This window comes from Dyadobacter pollutisoli (genome assembly GCF_026625565.1).
GTDB classification, from domain to species: domain Bacteria; phylum Bacteroidota; class Bacteroidia; order Cytophagales; family Spirosomataceae; genus Dyadobacter; species Dyadobacter pollutisoli.
The window spans coordinates 6,980,621-7,001,614 of sequence record NZ_CP112998.1 but is presented as its reverse complement, the minus strand read 5'-3'; the positions used below and the strand labels follow the sequence as shown (position 1 = coordinate 7,001,614).

General features: G+C 46.1%; 18 protein-coding genes. 15 read left to right on the top strand and 3 right to left on the bottom strand.

Annotated features, from left to right (window positions below; translation table 11 throughout):
- Positions 1–78: 78 nt before the first annotated feature.
- Positions 79–1,518, bottom strand: coding sequence for a sulfatase family protein (locus tag ON006_RS29110; protein ID WP_374760221.1), 1,440 nt, complete (start codon positions 1,516–1,518; stop codon positions 79–81).
- A 291-nt stretch (positions 1,519–1,809) separates the two neighbouring features.
- Here ON006_RS29110 and ON006_RS29105 point away from each other — a divergent pair, with 291 nt between their 5' ends.
- The 12 genes from ON006_RS29105 (at position 1,810) to ON006_RS29050 (ending at position 17,204) form a co-directional block, all read left to right on the top strand.
- A complete protein-coding gene (locus ON006_RS29105) occupies positions 1,810–2,868 on the top strand; it encodes a substrate-binding domain-containing protein (protein ID WP_244821692.1) in 1,059 nt (352 codons plus the stop codon).
- A gap of 437 nt (positions 2,869–3,305) precedes the next feature.
- Positions 3,306–4,307 carry a Gfo/Idh/MocA family protein gene (locus ON006_RS29100; RefSeq protein WP_244821691.1) on the top strand — a complete coding sequence of 334 codons (1,002 nt, stop codon included), beginning with the start codon at positions 3,306–3,308 and terminating at the stop codon, positions 4,305–4,307.
- A 33-nt stretch (positions 4,308–4,340) separates the two neighbouring features.
- Positions 4,341–5,732, top strand: coding sequence for a DegT/DnrJ/EryC1/StrS family aminotransferase (locus ON006_RS29095; RefSeq protein WP_244821690.1), 1,392 nt, complete (start codon positions 4,341–4,343; stop codon positions 5,730–5,732).
- The gene (locus tag ON006_RS29090; protein WP_244821689.1) at positions 5,729–7,102 is read left to right on the top strand and encodes a neutral/alkaline non-lysosomal ceramidase N-terminal domain-containing protein; all 1,374 of its coding nucleotides are present in this window, start codon (positions 5,729–5,731) and stop codon (positions 7,100–7,102) included. The genes ON006_RS29095 and ON006_RS29090 overlap by 4 nt, the downstream gene beginning before the upstream one ends.
- 76 nt (positions 7,103–7,178) lie before the next feature.
- Positions 7,179–8,444, top strand: coding sequence for a hypothetical protein (locus ON006_RS29085; protein WP_244821688.1), 1,266 nt, complete (start codon positions 7,179–7,181; stop codon positions 8,442–8,444).
- A gap of 9 nt (positions 8,445–8,453) precedes the next feature.
- Entirely contained in the window at positions 8,454–10,391 is a 1,938-nt protein-coding gene (locus ON006_RS29080; RefSeq protein ID WP_244821687.1) for a PVC-type heme-binding CxxCH protein, read from the top strand.
- Positions 10,392–10,444: 53 nt separating this feature from the next.
- Positions 10,445–10,759 carry a high-potential iron-sulfur protein gene (locus tag ON006_RS29075; protein ID WP_244821686.1) on the top strand — a complete coding sequence of 105 codons (315 nt, stop codon included), beginning with the start codon at positions 10,445–10,447 and terminating at the stop codon, positions 10,757–10,759.
- 92 nt (positions 10,760–10,851) lie between these two features.
- Complete coding sequence (locus tag ON006_RS29070) at positions 10,852–12,216, top strand: Gfo/Idh/MocA family protein (protein ID WP_244821783.1); 1,365 nt, start codon at positions 10,852–10,854, stop codon at positions 12,214–12,216.
- 100 nt (positions 12,217–12,316) lie between these two features.
- Positions 12,317–13,633 carry a sugar MFS transporter gene (locus ON006_RS29065; RefSeq protein WP_244821685.1) on the top strand — a complete coding sequence of 439 codons (1,317 nt, stop codon included), beginning with the start codon at positions 12,317–12,319 and terminating at the stop codon, positions 13,631–13,633.
- 161 nt (positions 13,634–13,794) lie between these two features.
- The gene (gene nagA / locus ON006_RS29060; protein WP_244821684.1) at positions 13,795–14,985 is read left to right on the top strand and encodes an N-acetylglucosamine-6-phosphate deacetylase; all 1,191 of its coding nucleotides are present in this window, start codon (positions 13,795–13,797) and stop codon (positions 14,983–14,985) included.
- A gap of 11 nt (positions 14,986–14,996) precedes the next feature.
- On the top strand, positions 14,997–15,773 hold the full coding sequence (locus tag ON006_RS29055; RefSeq protein WP_244821683.1) for a glucosamine-6-phosphate deaminase: 777 nt from the start codon (positions 14,997–14,999) through the stop codon (positions 15,771–15,773).
- A gap of 45 nt (positions 15,774–15,818) precedes the next feature.
- Entirely contained in the window at positions 15,819–17,204 is a 1,386-nt protein-coding gene (locus tag ON006_RS29050) for a putative oxidoreductase C-terminal domain-containing protein (protein WP_244821682.1), read from the top strand.
- A 188-nt stretch (positions 17,205–17,392) separates the two neighbouring features.
- Here ON006_RS29050 and ON006_RS29045 read toward each other — a convergent pair whose 3' ends face one another.
- Entirely contained in the window at positions 17,393–17,653 is a 261-nt protein-coding gene (locus tag ON006_RS29045; RefSeq protein ID WP_244821681.1) for a hypothetical protein, read from the bottom strand.
- Positions 17,654–17,847: 194 nt separating this feature from the next.
- Between ON006_RS29045 and ON006_RS29040 the strand changes: the two genes are divergently transcribed.
- From ON006_RS29040 to ON006_RS29030, 3 genes are all read left to right on the top strand, one after another.
- Positions 17,848–18,270, top strand: coding sequence for a helix-turn-helix domain-containing protein (locus ON006_RS29040; protein WP_244821680.1), 423 nt, complete (start codon positions 17,848–17,850; stop codon positions 18,268–18,270).
- A 185-nt stretch (positions 18,271–18,455) separates the two neighbouring features.
- Entirely contained in the window at positions 18,456–19,463 is a 1,008-nt protein-coding gene (locus ON006_RS29035) for a DNA cytosine methyltransferase (protein ID WP_244821679.1), read from the top strand.
- A complete protein-coding gene (locus tag ON006_RS29030; RefSeq protein WP_244821678.1) occupies positions 19,414–20,016 on the top strand; it encodes an HNH endonuclease in 603 nt (200 codons plus the stop codon). The genes ON006_RS29035 and ON006_RS29030 overlap by 50 nt, the downstream gene beginning before the upstream one ends.
- Before the next feature lie 88 nt (positions 20,017–20,104).
- Here the strand turns inward: ON006_RS29030 and ON006_RS29025 are convergent, their stop codons facing one another.
- A complete protein-coding gene (locus ON006_RS29025; protein ID WP_244821677.1) occupies positions 20,105–20,977 on the bottom strand; it encodes a toll/interleukin-1 receptor domain-containing protein in 873 nt (290 codons plus the stop codon).
- Between the last annotated feature and the right edge of the window lie 17 nt (positions 20,978–20,994).

The following is a 20,994-nucleotide window of genomic DNA, read 5'->3' as shown; positions in this document are numbered from 1 at the left end:
AAGGTCCCGATCGTGACAAATTGAAAATAATTCCAATTTCTCATGATCGGGAATTAAGGATCAGCGAATTACCACTCGTTACTTCCTCGAGGCTTGTCCGGCGGGGCGATTATTTTTCCCCTCGCGCTTCTGCAAATCGTCACCCAGATCCTCCCTTGCCGCATCCGCTATTTTTTCCAGCTCCGCCACGATCTCAGGATTTTGTTCTAATACATTATACCGCTCGCCTGGGTCACGTGCGAGGTTATACAATGCTTTTGGGAAATCATGATCCTCGGGACTTGGGCCCGGCTGCCCATTCTTGCCTGGCAGCGATCCTTCATAAGTACGGCCGGGATGTGCGAATACCAGTTTCCAGTCGTGCTTTCTGACAGCTTCGAGGCTATTTTTCCGGTAGTAGTAAAGGAAATTTTCACGTGGGGTCTTCGTATCGTCGCCTTTCAGCAAGTCGGTGAACTCGATACCGTCTATTTTCTCTTTCGGCAACTTTGCTCCTGTAAGTTTGGCAATGGTTGGAAGGATATCAATGGTAGACAAAAGCTTATTGGAAACCCTGCCGGCGGGTACAACGCCTGGCCAGCGCATAATACAAGGCTCACGCTGCCCGCCTTCAAATGACGTTCCTTTTCCTTCACGGAAACCGCCCGATGAGCCTGCATGGTCACCATAGTTCAGCCACGGGCCATTGTCACTCGTAAAAATCACCAATGTATTCTGGTCAAGGCCTTGGGCTTTCAGCTCTTTCATAATCTCCCCTACCGACCAGTCGAGTTCCATCAGCACATCTCCGAAGATCCCGCGCTCGCTTTTACCTTTAAACTTAGCCGAAGCTGCCAAAGGAACGTGCGGCAACGGATGCGGCACGTACATAAAGAATGGCTTGTTCTTGTTTTTCTTGATAAATGCAACCGCATGCTCGGTGATGGTTGGTGTCAGTTCACTGGCGTCTTCCAGGTTTTTGATCTCTTTGCCTGGCTTGTTACCATCAATCCAATGTAGCGGTGGATACTTTGCGCGTTCCTGCCATGGATGCAACGGCCACATATCATGTGAGTAAGGCACACCATAGTATTCGTCGAAACCTTGTTGCAGCGGCAAAAACTCCTCATCGCTTCCCAAATGCCATTTACCAAAAATACCAGTCGCATAACCCTGCGCTTTTACCAGCTCGGCAATGGTTTCTTCTTTTTGGCTAAGACCAACCGCTGACTGAGGCCCCAATGCACCTGAAATCCCCACGCGGTTCGGATAACAACCCGTCAATAATGCGGCACGGGATGCGCTGCACACGGCCTGCGCCGCCATAAAATTGGTAAACCGCGTTCCTTCCGCAGCCATTTTATCGAGGTTCGGTGTTTTGTATCCCAATGCACCATTGACCGACAAGTCGCCATAACCGAGGTCATCGATAAAGAAAAGAACAATATTAGGCGTTTTTGCAGCTGGCTTCTGAGATTGAAAACTCATCAGAACACATAAGCACAGCGAAACAAAAAGCACAGAAAGTAATCGGAACATATGAAGGTTTTGGTTTAGAATAAAAGATCCGGTTCGGACAATCCGGGAAATTTATCAAATATTTCAATCCCGAGACTACCAGTTCGGGTTTTGTTTAAAATTAGAATTAAGATCCCTTTCCTTTTGCGGAATGGGCCGTAGTTTACAATGCATTTTGAGAAATTAAAAAACCAAAAATCAGAAAGGAAACCGTAAAATGAATTGTAAAACCGCTTTATTAGGGGCACCGCCAATGAATTACAGTCATTTGCAGTACTTACAAATTTTGACATTCAAATTTTAGCTTTCCGAATGGAGAAAGACAACACCTATTTTGGGGTAAAAGAAATAGCGCGAAGGGCCAATGTTTCCATCGCAACAGTAGACAGGGTGATCCACAACCGGACCGGTGTTTCAGAAAAAACCAAGAAAAAGATCATTGAAATCATCAAGGAGCTTGACTACCAGCCCAATATTCTGGCGAGCCGGCTGGCTTCTAAAAAAATCATATCATTGGCGGTACTAATTCCTCGTGTTTCGGAAGAGACTGATTTCTGGGAAGCGCCGCTGAAAGGTGTTGTCCGAGCCGAAGCCGAGATCAGGAAGTATGGCGTATTGGTAAAAACATTCTTTTTCGACCTGAATAGTGAAAAGTCTTTTAATGAACAGGCCGCGCTGATCCTCGATGGACACTTTCAGGGAGTCCTGCTCTCTCCTTCCTTCATCGAGGAGTCACGGCAATTTGTACAGGCCTGCCACAAGCACAAAATCCCTTTTACATTCATCGATTCCGACATTCCTGGCCAGGACAAGCTGTGCTACATTGGTCCGCATTTATTCCAAAGCGGCTACGTCGGTGCCAGATTGCTCACGTACAGGCTGAAAGAAAACCATAAAGTACTGGTAGTCAACATCTCAAAAGAGATTGATAACTACAATTACCCGCAGATCGAAGAAGGTTTCCGCGCATACTTTAAGGATCATAACCTGCCCGGCGAAATCATCCGCATTGACATTAAGGATACGGATAGTCTGTCGGTAACCCGCGACCTGACGCAAGTTTTACATAAGCACAATGATATCGAAGCCATTTTTGTGACCAATTCACGCGTTTTTTCGGTCGCCTCTTTTCTGGAAAAGAGTAACAGGACTGACATATCGCTGATTGGCTACGATTTCTTGAAGGAAAATATCGAGTTTCTCAAAAAAGGCCTGATCGATTTTCTGATCTGTCACAAACCGGAAGAACAAGGCTATCGTGGATTGATGGCGTTGTATCAAACATTGGTATTAGGCGCACCGGTTGACAAGGTGCATTTCATGCCCATTGACATTATCACAAAGGAAAATCAGGCGTTTTATCAGAATTGATTCGGGGTGTCAGCATTCTGCCAATGTTACATCGCTACGCGATTTTGGACATGAGGTGTGGTGAATAATTCTACCAATATTATCGCTACGCGATTCGCAGTTGCTACAATTCGACGCTACACATTGGGTAGCGAAACAAAGCAAAGCGCTGCCAAAATTCCAAAACGCCAAGTGCCGTCAGGCACGAAATATTGGTAACACGTCACTAGGAATTTCAATTTTCAAATGCCGTCAGGCATGTAACAATCCCACATCCGGCAAATACCGCGATCTCGTCTTTACGCAATAGATACTAGCACCAAAAAAATATTTCACAAAATTTTTTGTAAACAATTAAAGCAATAACTTGTAAATAAAAATATGTTAGTATATTTACGGGTACGTACCCGAAATGATTGTTCAAAGAGATTATTCCTAAACACCTTTTCCTAAATTATATGCATTCCCTGAATCGAAGAAAGTTTATTTTGAAGTCGGTGGCGACCGGTATCGGACTTGGTTTATTAGATTACACAAGCCTGAAAGCGAGTTCTGCGGAGGGAAAAAGAGTGGGTATTATCGGGCTTGACACTTCACATAGCATTGCCTTCGCCAAAGGCCTCAATGCCGAGCAGCCTGACCCAATCTATGATGGCTTTCGGGTTGTTGCCGCCTACCCTTACGGCAGCAAAGACATCGAATCGAGTACCAAACGTATTCCAGGCTACATTGAGGAGGTCAAAAAGCTGGGTGTCGAAATCACGGGCTCAATTAAAGAACTGCTTGGAAAAGTTGATTTCGTAATGCTTGAAACCAACGATGGAAGACTGCACCTTGAACAAGCCCTGGAAGTTTTCAAAGCTGGAAAAAGGATGTTTATCGATAAGCCGGTAGCCGCTTCTTTATCGGATACGCTGGCGATTTATGAGGCTTCCAAAAAATATAAAATACCCATCTTTTCGGCTTCCTCTTTGCGCTATATCAAAGGGATCGAAAGCATTGATAAAAAGAAAGTACTGGGCGCCGACACATATAGCCCCGCTGTTCTTGAAAAAACACACCCGGACTTTTTCTGGTATGGCATTCACGGCGTGGAAACGCTGTACACCGTGATGGGGACGGGCTGTAAAAGCGTAACCCGCGTCAGCACACCCAATACGGACATTGTCGTAGGTATATGGGCGGACGGTCGCACGGGCACATTCCGTGGTACGCGTACGGGGAAACATGATTACGGCGGAACTGTATTTACCGAGGACGGAAACAAAGTTTTGGGCCCCTACGGTGGATACGAGCCTCTTTTGGTGGATATTATTAAGTATTTCAAAACCGGGGAAACGCCTGTGACACCGGAAGAAACCATTGAAATTTTTGCCTTCATGGAAGCGGCGGACGAAAGCAAACGGCAAGGCGGGAAAAGCGTTACACTGGAAAGTGTATTGAACAAGGCGAAAAAATAACCAACCATTCTGTCATCCTGAATCTGTAATCCAATGAAACCGTTCCAAGAAAAGGTGTCGCGCAGGGCGTTTATCAGGCAAAATTCAATGGCCGGACTGGGTGTCGCGCTCGCTTCCACCAGTATAGCCAGCCCACTTGCAGTTCATATCAAATCAGCACAGAAGCCTGCAATATTGGGTGGTCCGTCTGCGTGGGCCGCTGACAAATGGCCGGTATGGCCGATGTGGAATCCCGAAACGGACGAAAAACAGGTATTGGAAGTGCTCCGCAGCGGTATTTGGTCGCGTGCGCATGTGGTAACACAGTTTGAAAAAGAATGGGCGGCGGCACTCGGCGCAAAACGCTGCCTTTCCACAGTGAATGGCACCAATGCTTTGGTGATCGCCATCAATCAATTGGGTATCCAGGCCGGCGACGAAGTACTGGTGCCGCCTTATACGTTTATTGCCTCCGTTTCCTCGATTTTGTCCAATGGCGCTATGCCTGTTTTCGTGGACATTGATCCGGAAACATTTCAGATTGACCCTGCCAAAATAGAAGCTAAGATCACGCCGCGTACCAAAGCCATTATGGCCGTTCACATTCTTGGGCTGCCTGTGGATATGGACAGGATTATGACGATTGCAGAGAAACATAAACTTCTGGTGATCGAGGATGCTTGTCAGGCGCATTTGGCTGAGTATAACAAGCAAAAAGTGGGGACGATCGGAGACGCAGGCTGTTTCAGTTTTCAGAATTCCAAAAACCTGCCGATCGGTGAAGGAGGTGCCATTGTGAGCAACAATGACGCATTTATGGACCGTTGCTTTTCTTATCATAACTTCGGCTACGCTTATGGAACTACTGTTGGCTCGGTGAGTACCGGATGCCTTATTCAGGGTACCAAATTGCGTTTTACAGAATATCAGGCGGCAATCGGTCTTGCTCAAATGAAACGGTTGGACAGCCAGACTACCGTAAGAAATGAGAATGCTGCTTACTTGAAATCCCTCATTAAGGACATCCCGGGCATTGTTCCCTACAAACTTTATGACAACGTTACCAGAGGAGCATTTCACCTATTCCCTTTCCGCTACAAAAAAGAAGGCTTCAAAGACCTGTCCAGAGAAGATTTCCTGAAAGCGATGAAGGCCGAGGGCGTGCCATGTTCGAGCGGCTATGCGACATTGAACACACAGCCTTACCTGAAAGATACATTTGAATCCAAAAACTACCGGAAAATGTATCCGAAGGAAATGTTGGATATTAATAAATACAACGAGCAGAATAAATGTCCGCAGAACGATAAAATGTGCAACGAGGAAGCCGTGTGGTTCACTCAAAATATGCTGCTAGGCAGCAAGGCGGATATGAAAGACATTGCCTCCGCCATTGAAAAAATTCACAATAACGTGGACCAAATCAAAACGCTCAGCAAAAAATGAGGGTATTCGTACTGATATTACTGGCTTTGCTGCATTTCCTGCCGGCTTCCGCACAAACCAAAGGATGGAAGGCGGGCGTTGCCAAAGTGGCTATTACCCCGCAGGATCCCATGTGGATGGCTGGATTTGCGTCACGTACGCACGCTGCCGACGGCAAGTTGCACGATCTCTGGGCCAAAGCACTGGCGTTGGAAGATGCGGATGGTAAGCAGGCGGTGATGATCACGACCGATCTGCTGGGATTTCCTAAAAAATTATCCGATGATATTCGCGCGCAGATTTTCACAAAATACAAGCTTTCCAAGGCCCAGATCATCCTCAACAGTTCGCATACACATTCCGGGCCTGTACTTGGGACCGCGCTTTCGGACATTTATCCATTAAATGCCGACGAGCAAAAGAAGATAGACACTTACACAACGAAACTCGCAGAGCAGATCGTTGCGGTGACCGGCGATGCATTGAAAGCATTGCAGCCTGCTACTTTGCATTCTCAAAATGGCGTCGCCCGTTTTCAGGTAAACCGGCGGAATAATGATGCGGCTACTTTGGAAAGACTGACTGAAATTACAGGCCCCGGCGATGCCGCAGTACCGGTTTTGAAAGTAGCTGACCAGAAAGGAAAATTATTGGCGATTGCATTTGGCTATGCGTGCCACCCCACGGTTTTGGACATTTACAAATGGTCGGGCGACTACCCCGGATTTGCTCAGATTGAACTCGAAAAGCTTTACCCAGGTGCTGTTGCATTGTTCTTCCAAGGCGCGGGAGCAGATCAGAATCCATTGCCGCGACACACCGTACCATTGGCTATTCAATACGGAAAAACGCTCGCGGCGGCCGTAGAGCGGGTTTTGAGCGAAGAAATGAAACCATTGGAAGCCAAACTCAATACTGCTTATACCGAGATAAACCTTTCTCTGACCACCGCTCCAACCAAAGTCCAGCTAGCTGCGATGGCCGAAAAAACCACCGGCTACCAGCAGCGGTGGGCGACACGGATGATTGACCTCATCAACAAAGGTGAAAAGTTTGCCACCTCCTACCCTTTTCCATTGCAGGTATGGAAGCTCGGCGACCAGCCCATTATGACGCTCGGAGGCGAGCTGGTGGTGGATTATGCGATTAACATTAAAAAAATATTCGGCCAGGAAACGTTTGTCATGGGCTATTCCAATGATGTGATGACCTACATTCCCAGCACCACTATCCTGCGCGAAGGCGGGTATGAAGGTGAAGTGGCCGCTATTGTCTATGGCCTGCCTGCTACCTGGGCTTCGGACGTCGAAATTGAAATTTTGAATGGAATAGTGCAGCTGGCGAAGCAGGCAGGCGTGACGAAGCCCGAGTCGAGGGTTATCAAGAATTAGTTACGCAACGATCTTATATAAAGTGACCAGTACCGATTATTTCTTTGCTTTTGAAGCTTTAACTGATAACAATTCCTTGACTGCAAAACATTACTATTCCGGTTTCGAAAGAGCGCATGACACTTACAATGCCATTTCTGCGGCTAGTGACGGGAAAATATACTACGTACTGTCGTCCGACAATCATGAAATCGGTGGACAAATGTATGTCTTTGATCCCCAAACGGATAGTACCCGGTTTATTGGTGATCTGACGACCATTTGTGGCGAGCAGGATTTAAAAGCCATTCCGCAAGGCAAAAGTCACGTTCGTTTTTATGAGCGGAACGGTAAGCTTTATTTCTCAACGCATGTAGGTTTTTACCAGCTGATCGATGGTATGGACCGGCTTCCTGAGACTGCCCCCGAAGGTTATCAGCTCTACCCTGGCGGTCATTTCTTGTCCTATGACCTGAAAACAGGCGAATTTGACGATCTGGCATTGGTACCGGATGGTGAAGGAATGGTTTCGATGACGATGGACAAAGATCGCGGGCATATGTATGGGCTGACCTGGCCGAGAGGCAATTTCATCCATTACGATGTTGACAATGATATTTTGAGAAACCTCGGCCCGGTTTCGGCGGGAGGAGAAGCCGGAACACCCGGTGAAGATTTCCGGTCATTGTGCCGCTCGCTTTTTGTGGATGCCAGAAACGGGGCGGTCTATTTTTCGATAGCTGAGGGTGATATTTTTACATACAGCCCTGAAAACAATGTGGTTCGCAAGCTGGAAAATGTAGATCTGCGGCTGGACTATTTTGGAAAATATGACCCTACCCGTCCGGGAAGTATGTCTTACAACTGGCGCAAAATCTTCTGGCATCCTACTGAAAATGTCGCTTATGGTGTTCACGGCAATTCAGGATATCTTTTTCGGTTTGATCCAAAAGCTGAGACCATTGAAATCGTTGAACGCATTACTTCCAGTCCTTCCAAAAAAAGCGGGATGTTTGACCAGTTTAGCTACGGCTACCTCGGGTTTCAGCTCGGCCCGGACATGGAAACCATTTACTACCTCACGGGCGGCCCGATTTACATTGACGGTAAACGATTAAAAGGAGAAGATCAGATTGCAAAAGGTGCGGCGAAAGGACTTGAAAACCTACATTTGATCACATTCCACATTCCCGGCCAGACTTACATTGACCACGGCCCTATCTTTTATGAAGACGGAGAGAGGCCTACTTATGTGAATTCCATTGCCATCGGTAGCGACGGAAATGTGTACACGCTGGCGCGTTTTGAACATCATGGAAAAACCATTCTGGACCTGGTTAAAATCACCAACCCATTTAAATAACAACTGGTTATGAAGCATCTGACCATTTCTGCACTGACCATTCTTGCGCTGATCGTCACTTCCTGTTCGCAAAAACGCTATGCCGATGCGCTTACCCCGGAGGAAGCATTAGAAAGTTTTCAGCTCGACGATAATTTCAAAATTGAAGTTTTCGCCGCAGAGCCTTTCGTATTGGATCCGGTAGAAATGGTTTTTGATGAAGAAGGACGTGCTTTCGTTGTTGAAATGCCTGACTATCCTTACAAACCCGAACCTGGAAAAGGCAAAGGCAGCATTCGGATGCTGACTGATTCAGACGGTGATGGAAAAATTGACAAATCGGTGATTTTTGCAGACAGTATTTCCGAGGCCACCAGTGTTCTGCCGTGGAAAGGTGGTATGCTGGTGACAGCGGCGCCTAATATTCTTTTTATGAAAGACACTACCGGTGATTTCAAGGCGGATATTAAGGAAGTATTGTTCACAGGTTTTTTCGAAAATAACTCAGAGGCACAGATTACCAATCTCCGTTTTGGCATAGATAACTGGATATATGCTTCCAATAATGGACAAAATGGAACGGTTACTTCCACCAAAAAAACGGGTAGCGAGCCTCTCGAAATGCGCAGTGCAGACTTTCGTTTCCGTCTTGACAATGATGAATTTGAACAGGAGACCGGTCCGGGGCAATTTGGACACACATTTAACGACTGGGGACACCGTTTTGTAACTCAAAACACTTTGCACATTCAGCATGCCGTGATTCCCTGGCGCTATACGCACCGCCATCCCAATATGCCTTCCGCAAAAGGAGTATTTGATGTTTCGAACAAAGAAATGATCATGTACCAGGTCACTCCGGCACCCTACTGGCGCGCAGAACGCACCCGACAGCGTCAGAAACAATACGCAGAGCAAAATCTGGACAGGCAGGAATATGCCGACGATCATTTTACCGGTGCATCGGGCGGGACTGTTTACAATGGTGACCTTTTTCCTAAGCAATATTATGGCAATGTATTTACCGGGGAAGTAGCGGGTAACCTGATTCACCGCGATGTACTCACGCCATTGAAAAACAGCCCGACCTACATGGCGGCGCGAGATAGCGTTCTTCAAAAAGACAAAGAATTTCTCGCCTCTACCGACCCGTGGTTTCGCCCAGCTAGCTTTACCGTCGGCCCGGATGGCGCATTATACGTAATCGATATGTACCGTCAGCACATTGAAACGCCGGTTTCTATACCCGAGGAACTGAAAACGGATATGGATTTTAATGCGGGAATGGATAAAGGAAGGATTTACAAGATCACTCCCAAAAATGCGGCAGGTCGCAAAACCATTGCTCAGTACCCGGGCAAAATGACTTCCGCAGAGTTGGTCAAGCTACTTGCTCATGCCAATCAATGGTGGAGCGGGCAGGCGCAAAAACTACTTCTGGAACGTCAGGACATCACTATTGTTCCTGCGGTCAAGACATTGTTTGAAACTAATACTGACCCCAGGGCAAGGCTTCGCGCATTTTTTGTATTGGAAGGACAGCGTTCGCTCAATGCTGAGATAGTCAAAAAAGCAATGGCTGACGCACATCCCGGCGTAAGGGAATATGGTGTGATGCTTTCGGAAAAATACCCGCAGCTACTACCTGAACTTATCAAAGCTACGGCTGACACTTCGGCGCGGGTAGCATTTCAGGCGACATTGAGTTTGGGGCAATTTCCCGCTTCAAAATCAGCCGCACCGTTAGCGGAGGTTTTACAGAAGCATTATAAAGATCAATGGTTTAGAATGGCCGTTTTGAGCTCGGTACCAGGTTCTTCGCCAGCGTTTTTAAAGTTATTGACGGATCAGTATGGCTTTTTCAAAACCATGGATGAGGAGAAAACGGAGTTTAAGAAAGACTTTGACCAAATAATAGAAACTAGTAAAAATGGTACCCTTGCCAGCCAGCAAGCAATTGGAAAATAAGAATGGCGAATAACACAATTACCCGGAAAGAATTTATTGCAAAATCCGTTTGCATGACCTCAACATTGGCAGGCTCCGCCCTGTGGCTGTTGGCATGCAGCGCTAAAACGGAGGAGAAAAAACAAGACGTGGCTCCTCCCAAAGATCCGTGCAGCGATTTTTCGAATGTGACGGAAAATGATCTGAATGCGCGCAAAAAGCTCGGATACGTTAAAGAATCTCCCATTCCCGATTCCAAATGTGGTAATTGCCAGCTGTGGCTACCGCCCAAAGATGGTAAAACCTGTGGCAACTGCCAGCTGTTCAAAGGACCTGTGTTCACGACTGCCTATTGCACTTATTGGGCACCACAAATCCACGAAGGCTGACGACCAGTATGAATCCCTTTTCAGGCCTTTTTAAACCTGATGATCTTAAACTCTTATTTATGAAAAGCATTAACAACTCAACCCAAACCGACATGTCTTCCAACAATACAGAACAAGGAGATAACAGAAGGGATTTTATCAAAAAATCCATTGCAGGCAGCGCGTTACTTACTATCGGAGGTGTGTTGCCGGGTTTCAGCCCGAAAAGTTATGCCCGGATTTTGGGAGCCAATGAAAAAGTACGCGTGGGTATGATGGGTGTGAATAGTCGCGGTCTTGCGCTGTCTTCCAATTATGCATTGCAGCCCAATTGCGAGGTTGTTTCCATATCTGATGTGGATACGCGGGCAGCCGAAAAAGCAATTGCAACAGTAAATGACATTACAAAATCCAAGCCTGCCAATGTGCCTGATTTTCGCAAAGCGTTGGAAAATAAGGATATGGATGCATTGGTAATCGCCGCGCCGGATCACTGGCACGCACCAGCTGCGATCCTTGCCTCCAAAGCTGGCAAACATGTGTATCTTGAAAAACCTTGCAGCCACAATCCTAATGAAGGAGAGATATTGGTTTCGGTCGCTAAAAAGTATAAAAATGTGCTCCAGATGGGCAACCAGCGCCGTTCGTGGCCGAATGTTGCTGCTGCCATCAAAGAAGTTCATAGTGGTGCGATCGGTCGTCCGTATTTCGTAAAAGGCTGGTATACCAATAACCGGGCATCTATTGGAATTGGAAAAGAAACGGCGGTACCGTCCTGGCTGGACTATGAATTGTGGCAAGGTCCTGCTCCAAGACGTACCTATAAAGACAACCTGATACATTACAACTGGCACTGGCTCTGGAACTGGGGAACCGGCGAAGCGCTGAACAATGGTACGCACATGCTCGACCTCATGCGCTGGGGATTGCAGGTGGACTATCCTACCCGCGTTACCTCCTCAGGTGGGCGTTTCCGTTACAAAGATGACTGGGAAACACCCGATACTCAGGTCATTAACCTTGAATTTGCCAATAATACCGCCATGTCGTGGGAAGGTAGGAGCTGTAACGGACGCACCATTGAAGGTGCCAGCGTGGGTGTGGTTTTTTATGGGGAAAAAGGCTCGCTGCAAATCTGGGAAGGTAATGCTTACACCATTTATGGTCTTGACAATAAAGTAATTAAAGAAGTAAAAAATGACTTTGTGATTGACCCAAGAAATAAAATGAACCCGTCGCAAGGCCTGGACGCATTGCACATTCAAAATTTCTTTGACGCCATCAAAAAAGGTACTCCGTTGGCTTCAGAGATCGTTGGCGGTCACCAAAGCACCTTGCTGGCACAGCTTGGCAACATTGCGATCAGATCCGGCGGAACATTGAACATTGACCCAACCAATGGTCACATAAAAGGCAACAAAGAGGCCGAAAAACTCTGGAAACGCGAATACCAAAAAGGCTGGGAACCAACTGCGTGACAGGCAGATGCGCACACGTGACCCGTGACCCAGGATCCCGTAACCCATAGCCCAGGACTTAAGTCCTGGGCTAGTAAGGCCCCAACCAAACCCAACAACAATGAAAAGCGAAGCCATAACAATCAAAGTCGAAAACCTGACGAAGCGGGAGACTACCATATCGATTTTTCTGATCGGTTTGATGTTTTTCATTTTTGGCTTTGTGTCCTGGGTCAATTCCATTTTGATCCCTTATTTCAAAATTGCCTGCGAACTGACCAGCTTTCAGGCTTATCTGGTGGCGTTTGCGTTTTACATTGCCTATTTCGTGATGTCGGTGCCTTCATCTTATCTCTTGAAAGCGGTAGGGTTTAAAAAAGGAATGATGTTTGGCTTCTGGGCGATGGCTTTGGGGGCATTCATATTTGTGCCGGCTGCTATGTCGCGGACTTACGAGATCTTCCTGCTGGGCTTGTTTACGATTGGTATAGGGCTGGCGATTCTGCAAACTGCGGCCAATCCGTACATTACGATTTTGGGAGCGAAGGAGCGGGCGGCGCAACGGATCAGTATGATGGGGATCTGCAATAAAGCCGCGGGAATTTTATCTCCAATCGTATTCGCGGCGGTGATCCTTAAACCTACTGATACCGATTTATTCAAGCAACTGAGCTCGATGACAGATGTTCAGAGAAGCGCAGCATTGGATGAGCTCATCCAAAGGGTGATCGTTCCTTATATTGGTCTCGGTACATTTTTGTTTGTTTTAGGGTTTCTGGTTTTCAAATCACCGCTTCCGGAAATTGATACCGAGCATGAAAGTCAGGATCTCGCTACGGCCAATGCTGGCAAGAATAGTATTTTTCAATTCCCGCATTTGATACTCGGTGCGCTGGCGATCTTCCTACACGTGGGTACGCAGGTGATCGCGATCGATACCATTATAGGGTATGCCAATTCAATGGGCATTGATTTGCTGGAAGCGAAGGTATTTCCGTCCTATACATTATTTTGCACAATCTGCGGTTATCTGATTGGTATTACGGTGATTCCTAAGTTCATCAGTCAGGTTAATGCGTTGAGAATCTGCACGATCCTCGGGACTATATTTACATTACTGATCATTTTTGCGCATGGCCAGGTTAATTTCCTGGGTCATCAGGCTGACCTCTCAATCTGGTTTGTGGTATTGCTTGGCCTGGCAAATTCGCTGGTTTGGGCAGGTATCTGGCCGCTCGCACTTGACGACTTGGGAAGATTTACAAAGCTAGGCGCATCCATCATGATCATGGGGCTCTGCGGAAACGCGATCATGCCGCTTTTTTACGGATATTTTGCTGATAAACTGGATGTAAGGCAGGCGTACTGGGTATTGCTGCCGTGTTACCTGTATCTGGTTTTCTATGCGGCGAAGGGACATAAGTTGAGGAAGTGGTAGCTAGTTCGAAGTTCCAACTTCGAACCCCTATTCGCAGGCCTCTGGCCGGTCTAAGGGAGTGACAGCTTGTAAGTAGCGCCCCTTCGACCGCGCGGCGGCCAGGCTCGTTCAGGCAGACAAAAGGAGAGAAAGCTATTTAATGTCAAATTAAAAGAGCAAGAATGAGACTAAAAATCATAAACGGCACGATCATCACCCCCTACCGCTACATTCGTAATGGCACGTTAGTCGCGGAGGATGGGGTAATACTAGAAATAAAAGAAGGGGATATTGATTTTCCGGACGCAGAAGTAATTGATGCCGGCGGTAAATATGTGTCCCCCGGCTTTATCGATCTCCATATCCACGGCGGGGGCGGCCACGACTTCATGGACGGAACTGTTGAGGCTTTCCTCAAAATCGCTGAAACACACGCCCAATATGGCACTACTGCACTAGTACCTACCACATTGACCAGCGAAAAAGAGGATTTGCTGATCACATTGGATAATTATGAAAAAGCCAATGCGAATAACCTCTTTGGTGCGCAGTTTCTGGGAATGCACTTGGAAGGGCCCTATTTTGCTTTAAGCCAAAGAGGTGCGCAGGACCCACGCTACATCCGAAATCCTGATCCGAAAGAGTATGAAGAAGTGTTGGCCTACTCCTCATCCATTACCCGATGGAGTGCTGCACCGGAACTTCCCGGCGCCATTGAATTTGGTAAAAGACTGCGTCAGAAAGGCATTTTGGCGGCAGTAGCACATACGGATGCGATTTATGAGGAAGTGTTGGAAGCCTATGAAAATGGTTACACACTGGCGACACACCTTTATTCTGCGATGTCGGGCGTGACGCGTAAGAATGCATTTCGTCATGCAGGCACCATTGAAAGTGCTTTTTTGCTGGATATGGATGTGGAGATTATCGCCGACGGTGTGCATTTGCCTGCGCCGCTTTTGAAATTGATTTATAAAATAAAAGGCCCCGACCGCATTGCATTGATCACCGACGCTATGCGTGCTGCCGGAATGCCGGAGGGCGAGAGTACATTGGGTTCGCTCAAAAACGGTTTGAAAGTGATTGTTGAAGATGGAGTAGCCAAGTTGCCTGATCGTACATCATTCGCAGGAAGCGTTTCTACGGCTGACCGGCTGGTTAGAAATATGGTTCGAATGGCGGATGTTTCGCTGCTTGATTCGGTACGGATGATGACTGCTACACCGGCCCGGATTATGGGTGTTGACAATAAAAAAGGAACATTAGTGGCTGGGAAAGATGCTGACATTGTCATTTTTGGTGAGGACATCAGAGTCCAAACCACCATTGTACAAGGAAGAATTATCTACGAAAAGCAATATCAAAAAATCTAACTACCACAATAATGAAGGTCGATCAGCTCGAAATTAGGATTTTTGAAACCCGACAGGAAATGGGCGAAAACGCAGCCAAGATGGTGGCTGACAAGATCCGGGAAATTCAGGATACGAAGGATTTTGTCAATATCATTTTCGCATCCGCCCCGTCACAGAATGAATTTTTGGAAGCATTGAAAACTGAGCAGGGAATTGCCTGGGAGAAAATCAATGCATTTCATATGGACGAGTACGTGGGCGTTCCGGCGGATGCGCCGCAGAATTTCGGGTATTTCTTAAAAGTACGTCTGTTCGATCATGTGCCGGTGCATTCTGTTTCTTATCTCGACGGTAACGCTACCGACATTGAAAAAGAATGTGAACATTACGCAAATCTGCTGCTTGAAAACCCTATCGACATTGTTTGTCTGGGAATCGGAGAAAATGGTCACCTGGCATTTAATGATCCTCATGTTGCTTTTTTCGATGATCCATTGATCGTAAAAAAAGTAGAACTCGACGATGCGTGTCGTCAGCAACAGGTGAATGATGCCTGTTTCGATACTTTTGATGAAGTACCTGAAACCGCATTAACACTCACCATTCCGACATTGCTGAAAGCCAAATATGCATTTTGCATTGTCCCGGGAGAGAAAAAAGCTGATGCGATTTACCATACCGTAGCCGAAGATATCAAGGAAGAATTCCCTTCTACGATTCTCCGCACGCATCCTCATGCCATTTTATTTATCGATAAAGCCAGTTCAGGGAGGCTGAAAGAAATTTCGTCTTACAGTCAGGCATAGTTCCGTTTTGGGATTATCTTGCAAATATTACCTCAACCCATTCAAATGAGAAAAGAACTCTTGACGATCGCTTTATTGAGCGCAATGGCATTAAATCAGGGATGTAGTACGAAAAAAGAGGAGGCTAAGGATGAGGCGAAGAAACTTTTGAGCCTGATTGTTGTGGAACCCGGCCACTTTCACGCGGCATTGGTTCAGAAATCAATGTATGCGGATGTGGATTCCGTGGTGCATGTTTACGCTTCCGAAGGCCCGGATGTGAAGGCTTATCTGGACAAAGTAGAGAAGTATAACAGCCGCCCAGAAGACCCGACGCATTGGAAAGAAGAAGTATACACCGGCGCGGATTTCCTGGACAAAATGCTTGCTGAAAAGAAAGGCAATGTAGTGGTACTGGCTGGCAACAATCAGAAAAAGACAGATTACATTAAAAAATCGGTAGACGCTGGCCTGAATGTGCTGGCCGACAAGCCTATGGCGATCGATGCTGCCGGTTTCGACAAGTTGAAAGAAGCATTTACAAGTGCTGAAAAAAATAAGGTGCTTTTGTACGACATCATGACGGAGCGCTACGAGATCACCAATGCATTGCAGCGTGAATTAGCTTCATTGCCTGCTATTTTTGGCGAACTGCAAAAAGGTACTCCCGAAAATCCTGCGGTAGTGAAGGAAAGTGTTCACCATTATTTCAAATACATTTCCGGCGAGCCGCTGGTACGTCCTACCTGGTTTTTTGATGTAAATCAGCAAGGCGAAGGAATGGTGGATGTGACGACGCATTTGGTCGATCTGGTACAATGGAGCGCGTTTCCGGATGTGACATTGGATTATGGAAAAGATATTGAGCTGCTAGGTGCCAAACGCACAGCAACACAACTAACGCCATCGCAGTTCAAGCTGGTCACCAAAAGTGAAACCTTCCCCGACTTCCTAAAAAAGGATATTAAAGACACGGTTTTGAATGTGTATTCCAATGGCGAATTGAGCTATAAGCTAAAAGGTGTGCATGCAAAAGTTTCCGTTCTCTGGAATTTCCAGGCACCGGAAGGAACCGGCGACACCCATTATTCGATCATGAAAGGCTCCAAAGCTAACCTGATCGTACGCCAGGGAAAAGACCAGAAATACAAGCCAGTACTGTACATTGAAACGACCGACAAAAGCAAAGCCTACGAAGACGGCGTGGCAGCAGCATTCAAAGCGGTACAGGACAAATACCCGGGCGTGGAGCTGAAAAAGATCGCTGCGGGTTGGGAAATCACCATTCCAGTTAAATACGATACCGGCCACGAATCGCACTTCGCGCAGGTTGCGAACAAGTATATGGAGTATCTGAAAGCAGGCAAGCTGCCGGAGTGGGAAGTACCGAATATGATCGCGAAGTACTATTTGACGACGACGGCGTTGAAGCAGGCGAAGGATAAGAAGTAGCACTAACCGTAGGCTTCAGCCTACGGATCAGACAGAAGACACCAACCGTAGGCTTCAGCCTGTGGATCAACCCCAAAAGCCAACATCCCGGCTTTAGCCACGAACCTGCAAGGTCTTTGGCTAAAGCGGGATGTTTTTCCTCTTTCTCCTATGCACCCACGACTGAAGTCATGGGCTAATGTCATGGGCTAGGGTCGCGGGCTATCCCCTCTCCTGATCCTTTCCACCTTCTCAAAAAATTCCAACAGCTCCTTAAACGAAAAATACGTGTTACTCAGGTTGGGTGCGTGGCCGAGGTCTTTGAGGGCGATGATGTAGCCGCCAAACATTGTCCATATTTCGGCGGACCAGCTTTCGGCGGGGATGTTGCTCAGCAGCTCGCGCACTTCTTTACCATACGCCAGTAATGTCGAATCCGCGGATTCGTGAATGTGTGTTTTCGTGTTCATGATTTGTCGATTTCAAAAGTGTTGATGAAAACCTTGCATTAAGACTTCCTTTTTTGTTTTGCAGCAAAGCACCGATTCCCGCAAATGGTACCCAACACATCCCACTGGTACATTACGCCGAAATGTGTGTAAATTACCCGAAAACTTACCGCCGGATTTATATAAATTGCCTTTTCAAAACAATCGCTTTCCGCATGACACCCACTACCTCCAACCCTAAGATCCACGAAGGCCGCAACCTGAAACGCTTCCGAGAAATGCTCGGTATCAAACAAGACGTCCTCGCCTTCGAGCTCGGTGAAGAATGGAACCAGCAAAAGATTTCTTTACTCGAACAAAGAGAAAAGATCGATTCCGACCTATTGGAACAAGTTTCGGCGATACTTAAAATCCCGGCTGAGGCGATTCGGAATTTTGATGAAGAGAAGGCCGTTAATATTATTTCAAATACATTCAATGATAGCTCAATGATTAATGCTATCAATAACAATCCTACTTTTCATCCTGTTGAGCAACTTCTCCGACTTCACGAAGATAAGATTGCATTGTATGAGAGGATGTTGAAGGAGAAGGATGAGATGATGGGGCGGTTGGAGAAGTTGATTGGGAATAGATAGGGATGACCAAGAAATAAATTTGGCTTCTGTTTGGGATAGAGTTACAGTTTGAATGCTTGACTGACTACCAACACCTTAAAGTCTCAATTCCCTTAATTTTCGCCGCAGAGCGCTCCAAAAGCTTCACATTGATATCGATTTACGATGTTGATATTGGCTGAAAACCGTTAAATTTATCATCAACAATGTCAATAGTAAAAGCCAATCATAGCGTGAGTTTTACATCAATCGAAATATGCGCAGGAGCTGGCGGGCAGGCAATCGGACTCGAACAAGCTGGTTTTGAGCATCTAGCACTCGTCGAAATTGAGCCACTTGCTTGTGAAACCCTTAATTTAAATCGGGCCGACTGGAATGTAATTAACACGGACGTCAAAAATTTCAGCGCAGCTGAATTTGGAAGTGTGGATTTATTTGCGGGAGGCGTTCCATGTCCTCCTTTCTCAATTGCAGGCAAACAACTCGGTCATTTAGATGAAAGGGATCTATTCCCTGAAGCGATTCGCCTGGTAAGAGAATGCAATCCCAAGGCCGTAATGCTTGAAAATGTTCGTGGTATACTCAGCTCAAAATTCTTGGATTATAGAAGGCGAATTTTACAGGAATTTTATAAAATGGGTTATCAATGTGATTGGCGTATTGTGAATGCATCAGACTACGGTGTATCTCAATCACGGTCAAGAGCAATATTGGTAGCATTGAAAAAAGAATATTTCGAATACTTCCAATGGCCAAAACGGCATGAAAACAGTCCTCTAAGCGTGGGTGAACTTTTATACGAGGAAATGGCATCACGCGGCTGGGAAAATGTAAACAACTGGAAAATCAAGGCTGATAAAATTGCTCCTACGCTTGTGGGAGGTTCGAAAAAACATGGTGGTGCAGATTTGGGACCCACACGCGCAAAACAATCTTGGGCCGAGTTGGGAGTTAATGGAAAAGGTTTGGCAGACCACCCACCAATGAACGGTTCTAGCGAGTTGCCGAAGCTCACACTTAAAATGGCAGCTCTAATTCAGGGTTTTCCAAAAGACTGGGAATTTGCAGGTAAGAAAACACCAGCCTATCGACAAGTTGGAAATGCCTTCCCTCCTCCTGTGGCAAAAGCTATGGGGTTATCGATAAAAAATGCACTGAAAAAATATGAGCACGAAAGCTCCGAAAGGAAAAGGCTCACGAGCCAAATTGCGTGAGATTTTCTATGAAAATGTAGGTCATGTTCTAAATTCAGACTTTTTACGCGAAGTTGCGGGAACGAGTGAATGGGGGCGTCGGCTAAGAGAGTTGCGCAACGAAGAGGGTATGAATATCGTCACTCACAATGATAGAAGTGATTTAAAGCCTGGTGAGTATTTATTGGTAGATATTAAGCCCCTCCCTTTCTTTGATCGGTCGATTTCAAAAGAAACCAGAGCGTTTGTACTTGACCGAAATGGATTCACTTGTCAAATGTGCGGCGCCGCAGCAGGAGAGCCACATCCTTATGATCAAGGAAGAAAAACCCGACTACACATTGGGCATATTATTGACAAATCTATGGGTGGAAGTGATGAACCTTCCAATCTTCGCGCTATATGCTCGATTTGTAACGAGGGTGCCTCGAACTTAACATTGAATCGACCACAAGCTATTAAACTGCTTGCTCAGGTAAGGAGAGCTCCGACTTCTGATCAATTGGATGTATTGAAGTGGATTGTTGAAAAATTTCCTCTGCAAGCGGCTGGGGTACTTAAAAAGTTCGATTAGCCGATTAATAGCTGCTTTACAGGGCGAACAAACATGCTGTAAAGCGTTAACTAAGTTGATTTTGCCCGTCGTAGGCTTCTTTATACTATTATATTGCTCTAAATTTTAGCATATCTTCTCGCATCCGCTGCTCCGACTCTTCCGCCATTATATTTAAATAATCGACTAGATCTAGGAGTATAGCCATATTGTTATCCACTCCCATTTGAACGGCTCGGATGTTTAGGTCAAAATTTGTATTCGTCTTAGGATCGCCTATTTTAGTATGTGCAATATGAGGATTATCGGACTGTATGTAGAATCTTAATGCACTTATTTTTTCGGAAGACCTAAGTGACGATGTCACGATTTCTCGCATTACAAAAGGAACTCCTGCGGCCAAATAAGCATCAAACTTTTTCGTAGCTTCATTATTACCTGTCAAGTGTAGCTGAATTAGGAGCGATTTACTTTGAGACTGGTACCAGGTTATTAAGTCGATGTCCAAAAAGTAAAACCCGTTTCTCTTTCCCCAATTGAAAGCGTAGTCAATTATAAAATCGCCGCTCACCTTCCTTCCCATATTTTCTGAAAAGAGTTTGTATAAAGGGCGAATCAATTCGTCAAAGCCATCTTTAAACTCCTTTCTGAAATCAGCGTAAACCTTTTCCCTGAGAAAAACCGGCACTTTACAATCATCAATAATGATGGGAATGATGTGAACTTTCCGTTCTTCTATTTCACGCATTAACCCAGAATTCAATTCTTTTTTACACCACTCGCTTTCAACTGAATTTTTCGATAACACTACCAACAAGTAACTCGAATCAGTCAGTCCATTTTGGATTTTATCTAATAATGAATCGCCAGGCTGCATCTCCCATTTATCCAACCAAACCTTGATTCGCTTAGCAACAAGAGCCAATGCGAGTCTGTCAGCAAACTCGTGATCCTTTGAGGAATAACTAATAAAAACGCTCATGAAATTTATGAAAGAGA

Excerpts from the sequence above, each read along its gene's own strand:
- ON006_RS29025 (WP_244821677.1), bottom strand. The coding sequence starts at position 20,977 with ATGAGCGTTTTTATTAGTTATTCCTCAAAGGATCACGAGTTTGCTGAC.
- ON006_RS29070 (WP_244821783.1), top strand. The coding sequence starts at position 10,852 with ATGTCTTCCAACAATACAGAACAAGGAGATAACAGAAGGGATTTTATC.
- ON006_RS29040 (WP_244821680.1), top strand. The coding sequence starts at position 17,848 with ATGACACCCACTACCTCCAACCCTAAGATCCACGAAGGCCGCAACCTG.
- ON006_RS29065 (WP_244821685.1), top strand. The coding sequence starts at position 12,317 with ATGAAAAGCGAAGCCATAACAATCAAAGTCGAAAACCTGACGAAGCGG.
- ON006_RS29100 (WP_244821691.1), top strand. The coding sequence starts at position 3,306 with ATGCATTCCCTGAATCGAAGAAAGTTTATTTTGAAGTCGGTGGCGACC.
- ON006_RS29080 (WP_244821687.1), top strand. The coding sequence starts at position 8,454 with ATGAAGCATCTGACCATTTCTGCACTGACCATTCTTGCGCTGATCGTC.
- nagA (WP_244821684.1), top strand. The coding sequence starts at position 13,795 with ATGAGACTAAAAATCATAAACGGCACGATCATCACCCCCTACCGCTAC.
- ON006_RS29075 (WP_244821686.1), top strand. The coding sequence starts at position 10,445 with ATGACCTCAACATTGGCAGGCTCCGCCCTGTGGCTGTTGGCATGCAGC.
- ON006_RS29035 (WP_244821679.1), top strand. The coding sequence starts at position 18,456 with ATGTCAATAGTAAAAGCCAATCATAGCGTGAGTTTTACATCAATCGAA.
- ON006_RS29105 (WP_244821692.1), top strand. The coding sequence starts at position 1,810 with ATGGAGAAAGACAACACCTATTTTGGGGTAAAAGAAATAGCGCGAAGG.
- ON006_RS29110 (WP_374760221.1), bottom strand. The coding sequence starts at position 1,518 with ATGTTCCGATTACTTTCTGTGCTTTTTGTTTCGCTGTGCTTATGTGTT.
- ON006_RS29045 (WP_244821681.1), bottom strand. The coding sequence starts at position 17,653 with ATGAACACGAAAACACACATTCACGAATCCGCGGATTCGACATTACTG.
- ON006_RS29030 (WP_244821678.1), top strand. The coding sequence starts at position 19,414 with ATGAGCACGAAAGCTCCGAAAGGAAAAGGCTCACGAGCCAAATTGCGT.
- ON006_RS29095 (WP_244821690.1), top strand. The coding sequence starts at position 4,341 with ATGAAACCGTTCCAAGAAAAGGTGTCGCGCAGGGCGTTTATCAGGCAA.
- ON006_RS29055 (WP_244821683.1), top strand. The coding sequence starts at position 14,997 with ATGAAGGTCGATCAGCTCGAAATTAGGATTTTTGAAACCCGACAGGAA.
- ON006_RS29050 (WP_244821682.1), top strand. The coding sequence starts at position 15,819 with ATGAGAAAAGAACTCTTGACGATCGCTTTATTGAGCGCAATGGCATTA.
- ON006_RS29090 (WP_244821689.1), top strand. The coding sequence starts at position 5,729 with ATGAGGGTATTCGTACTGATATTACTGGCTTTGCTGCATTTCCTGCCG.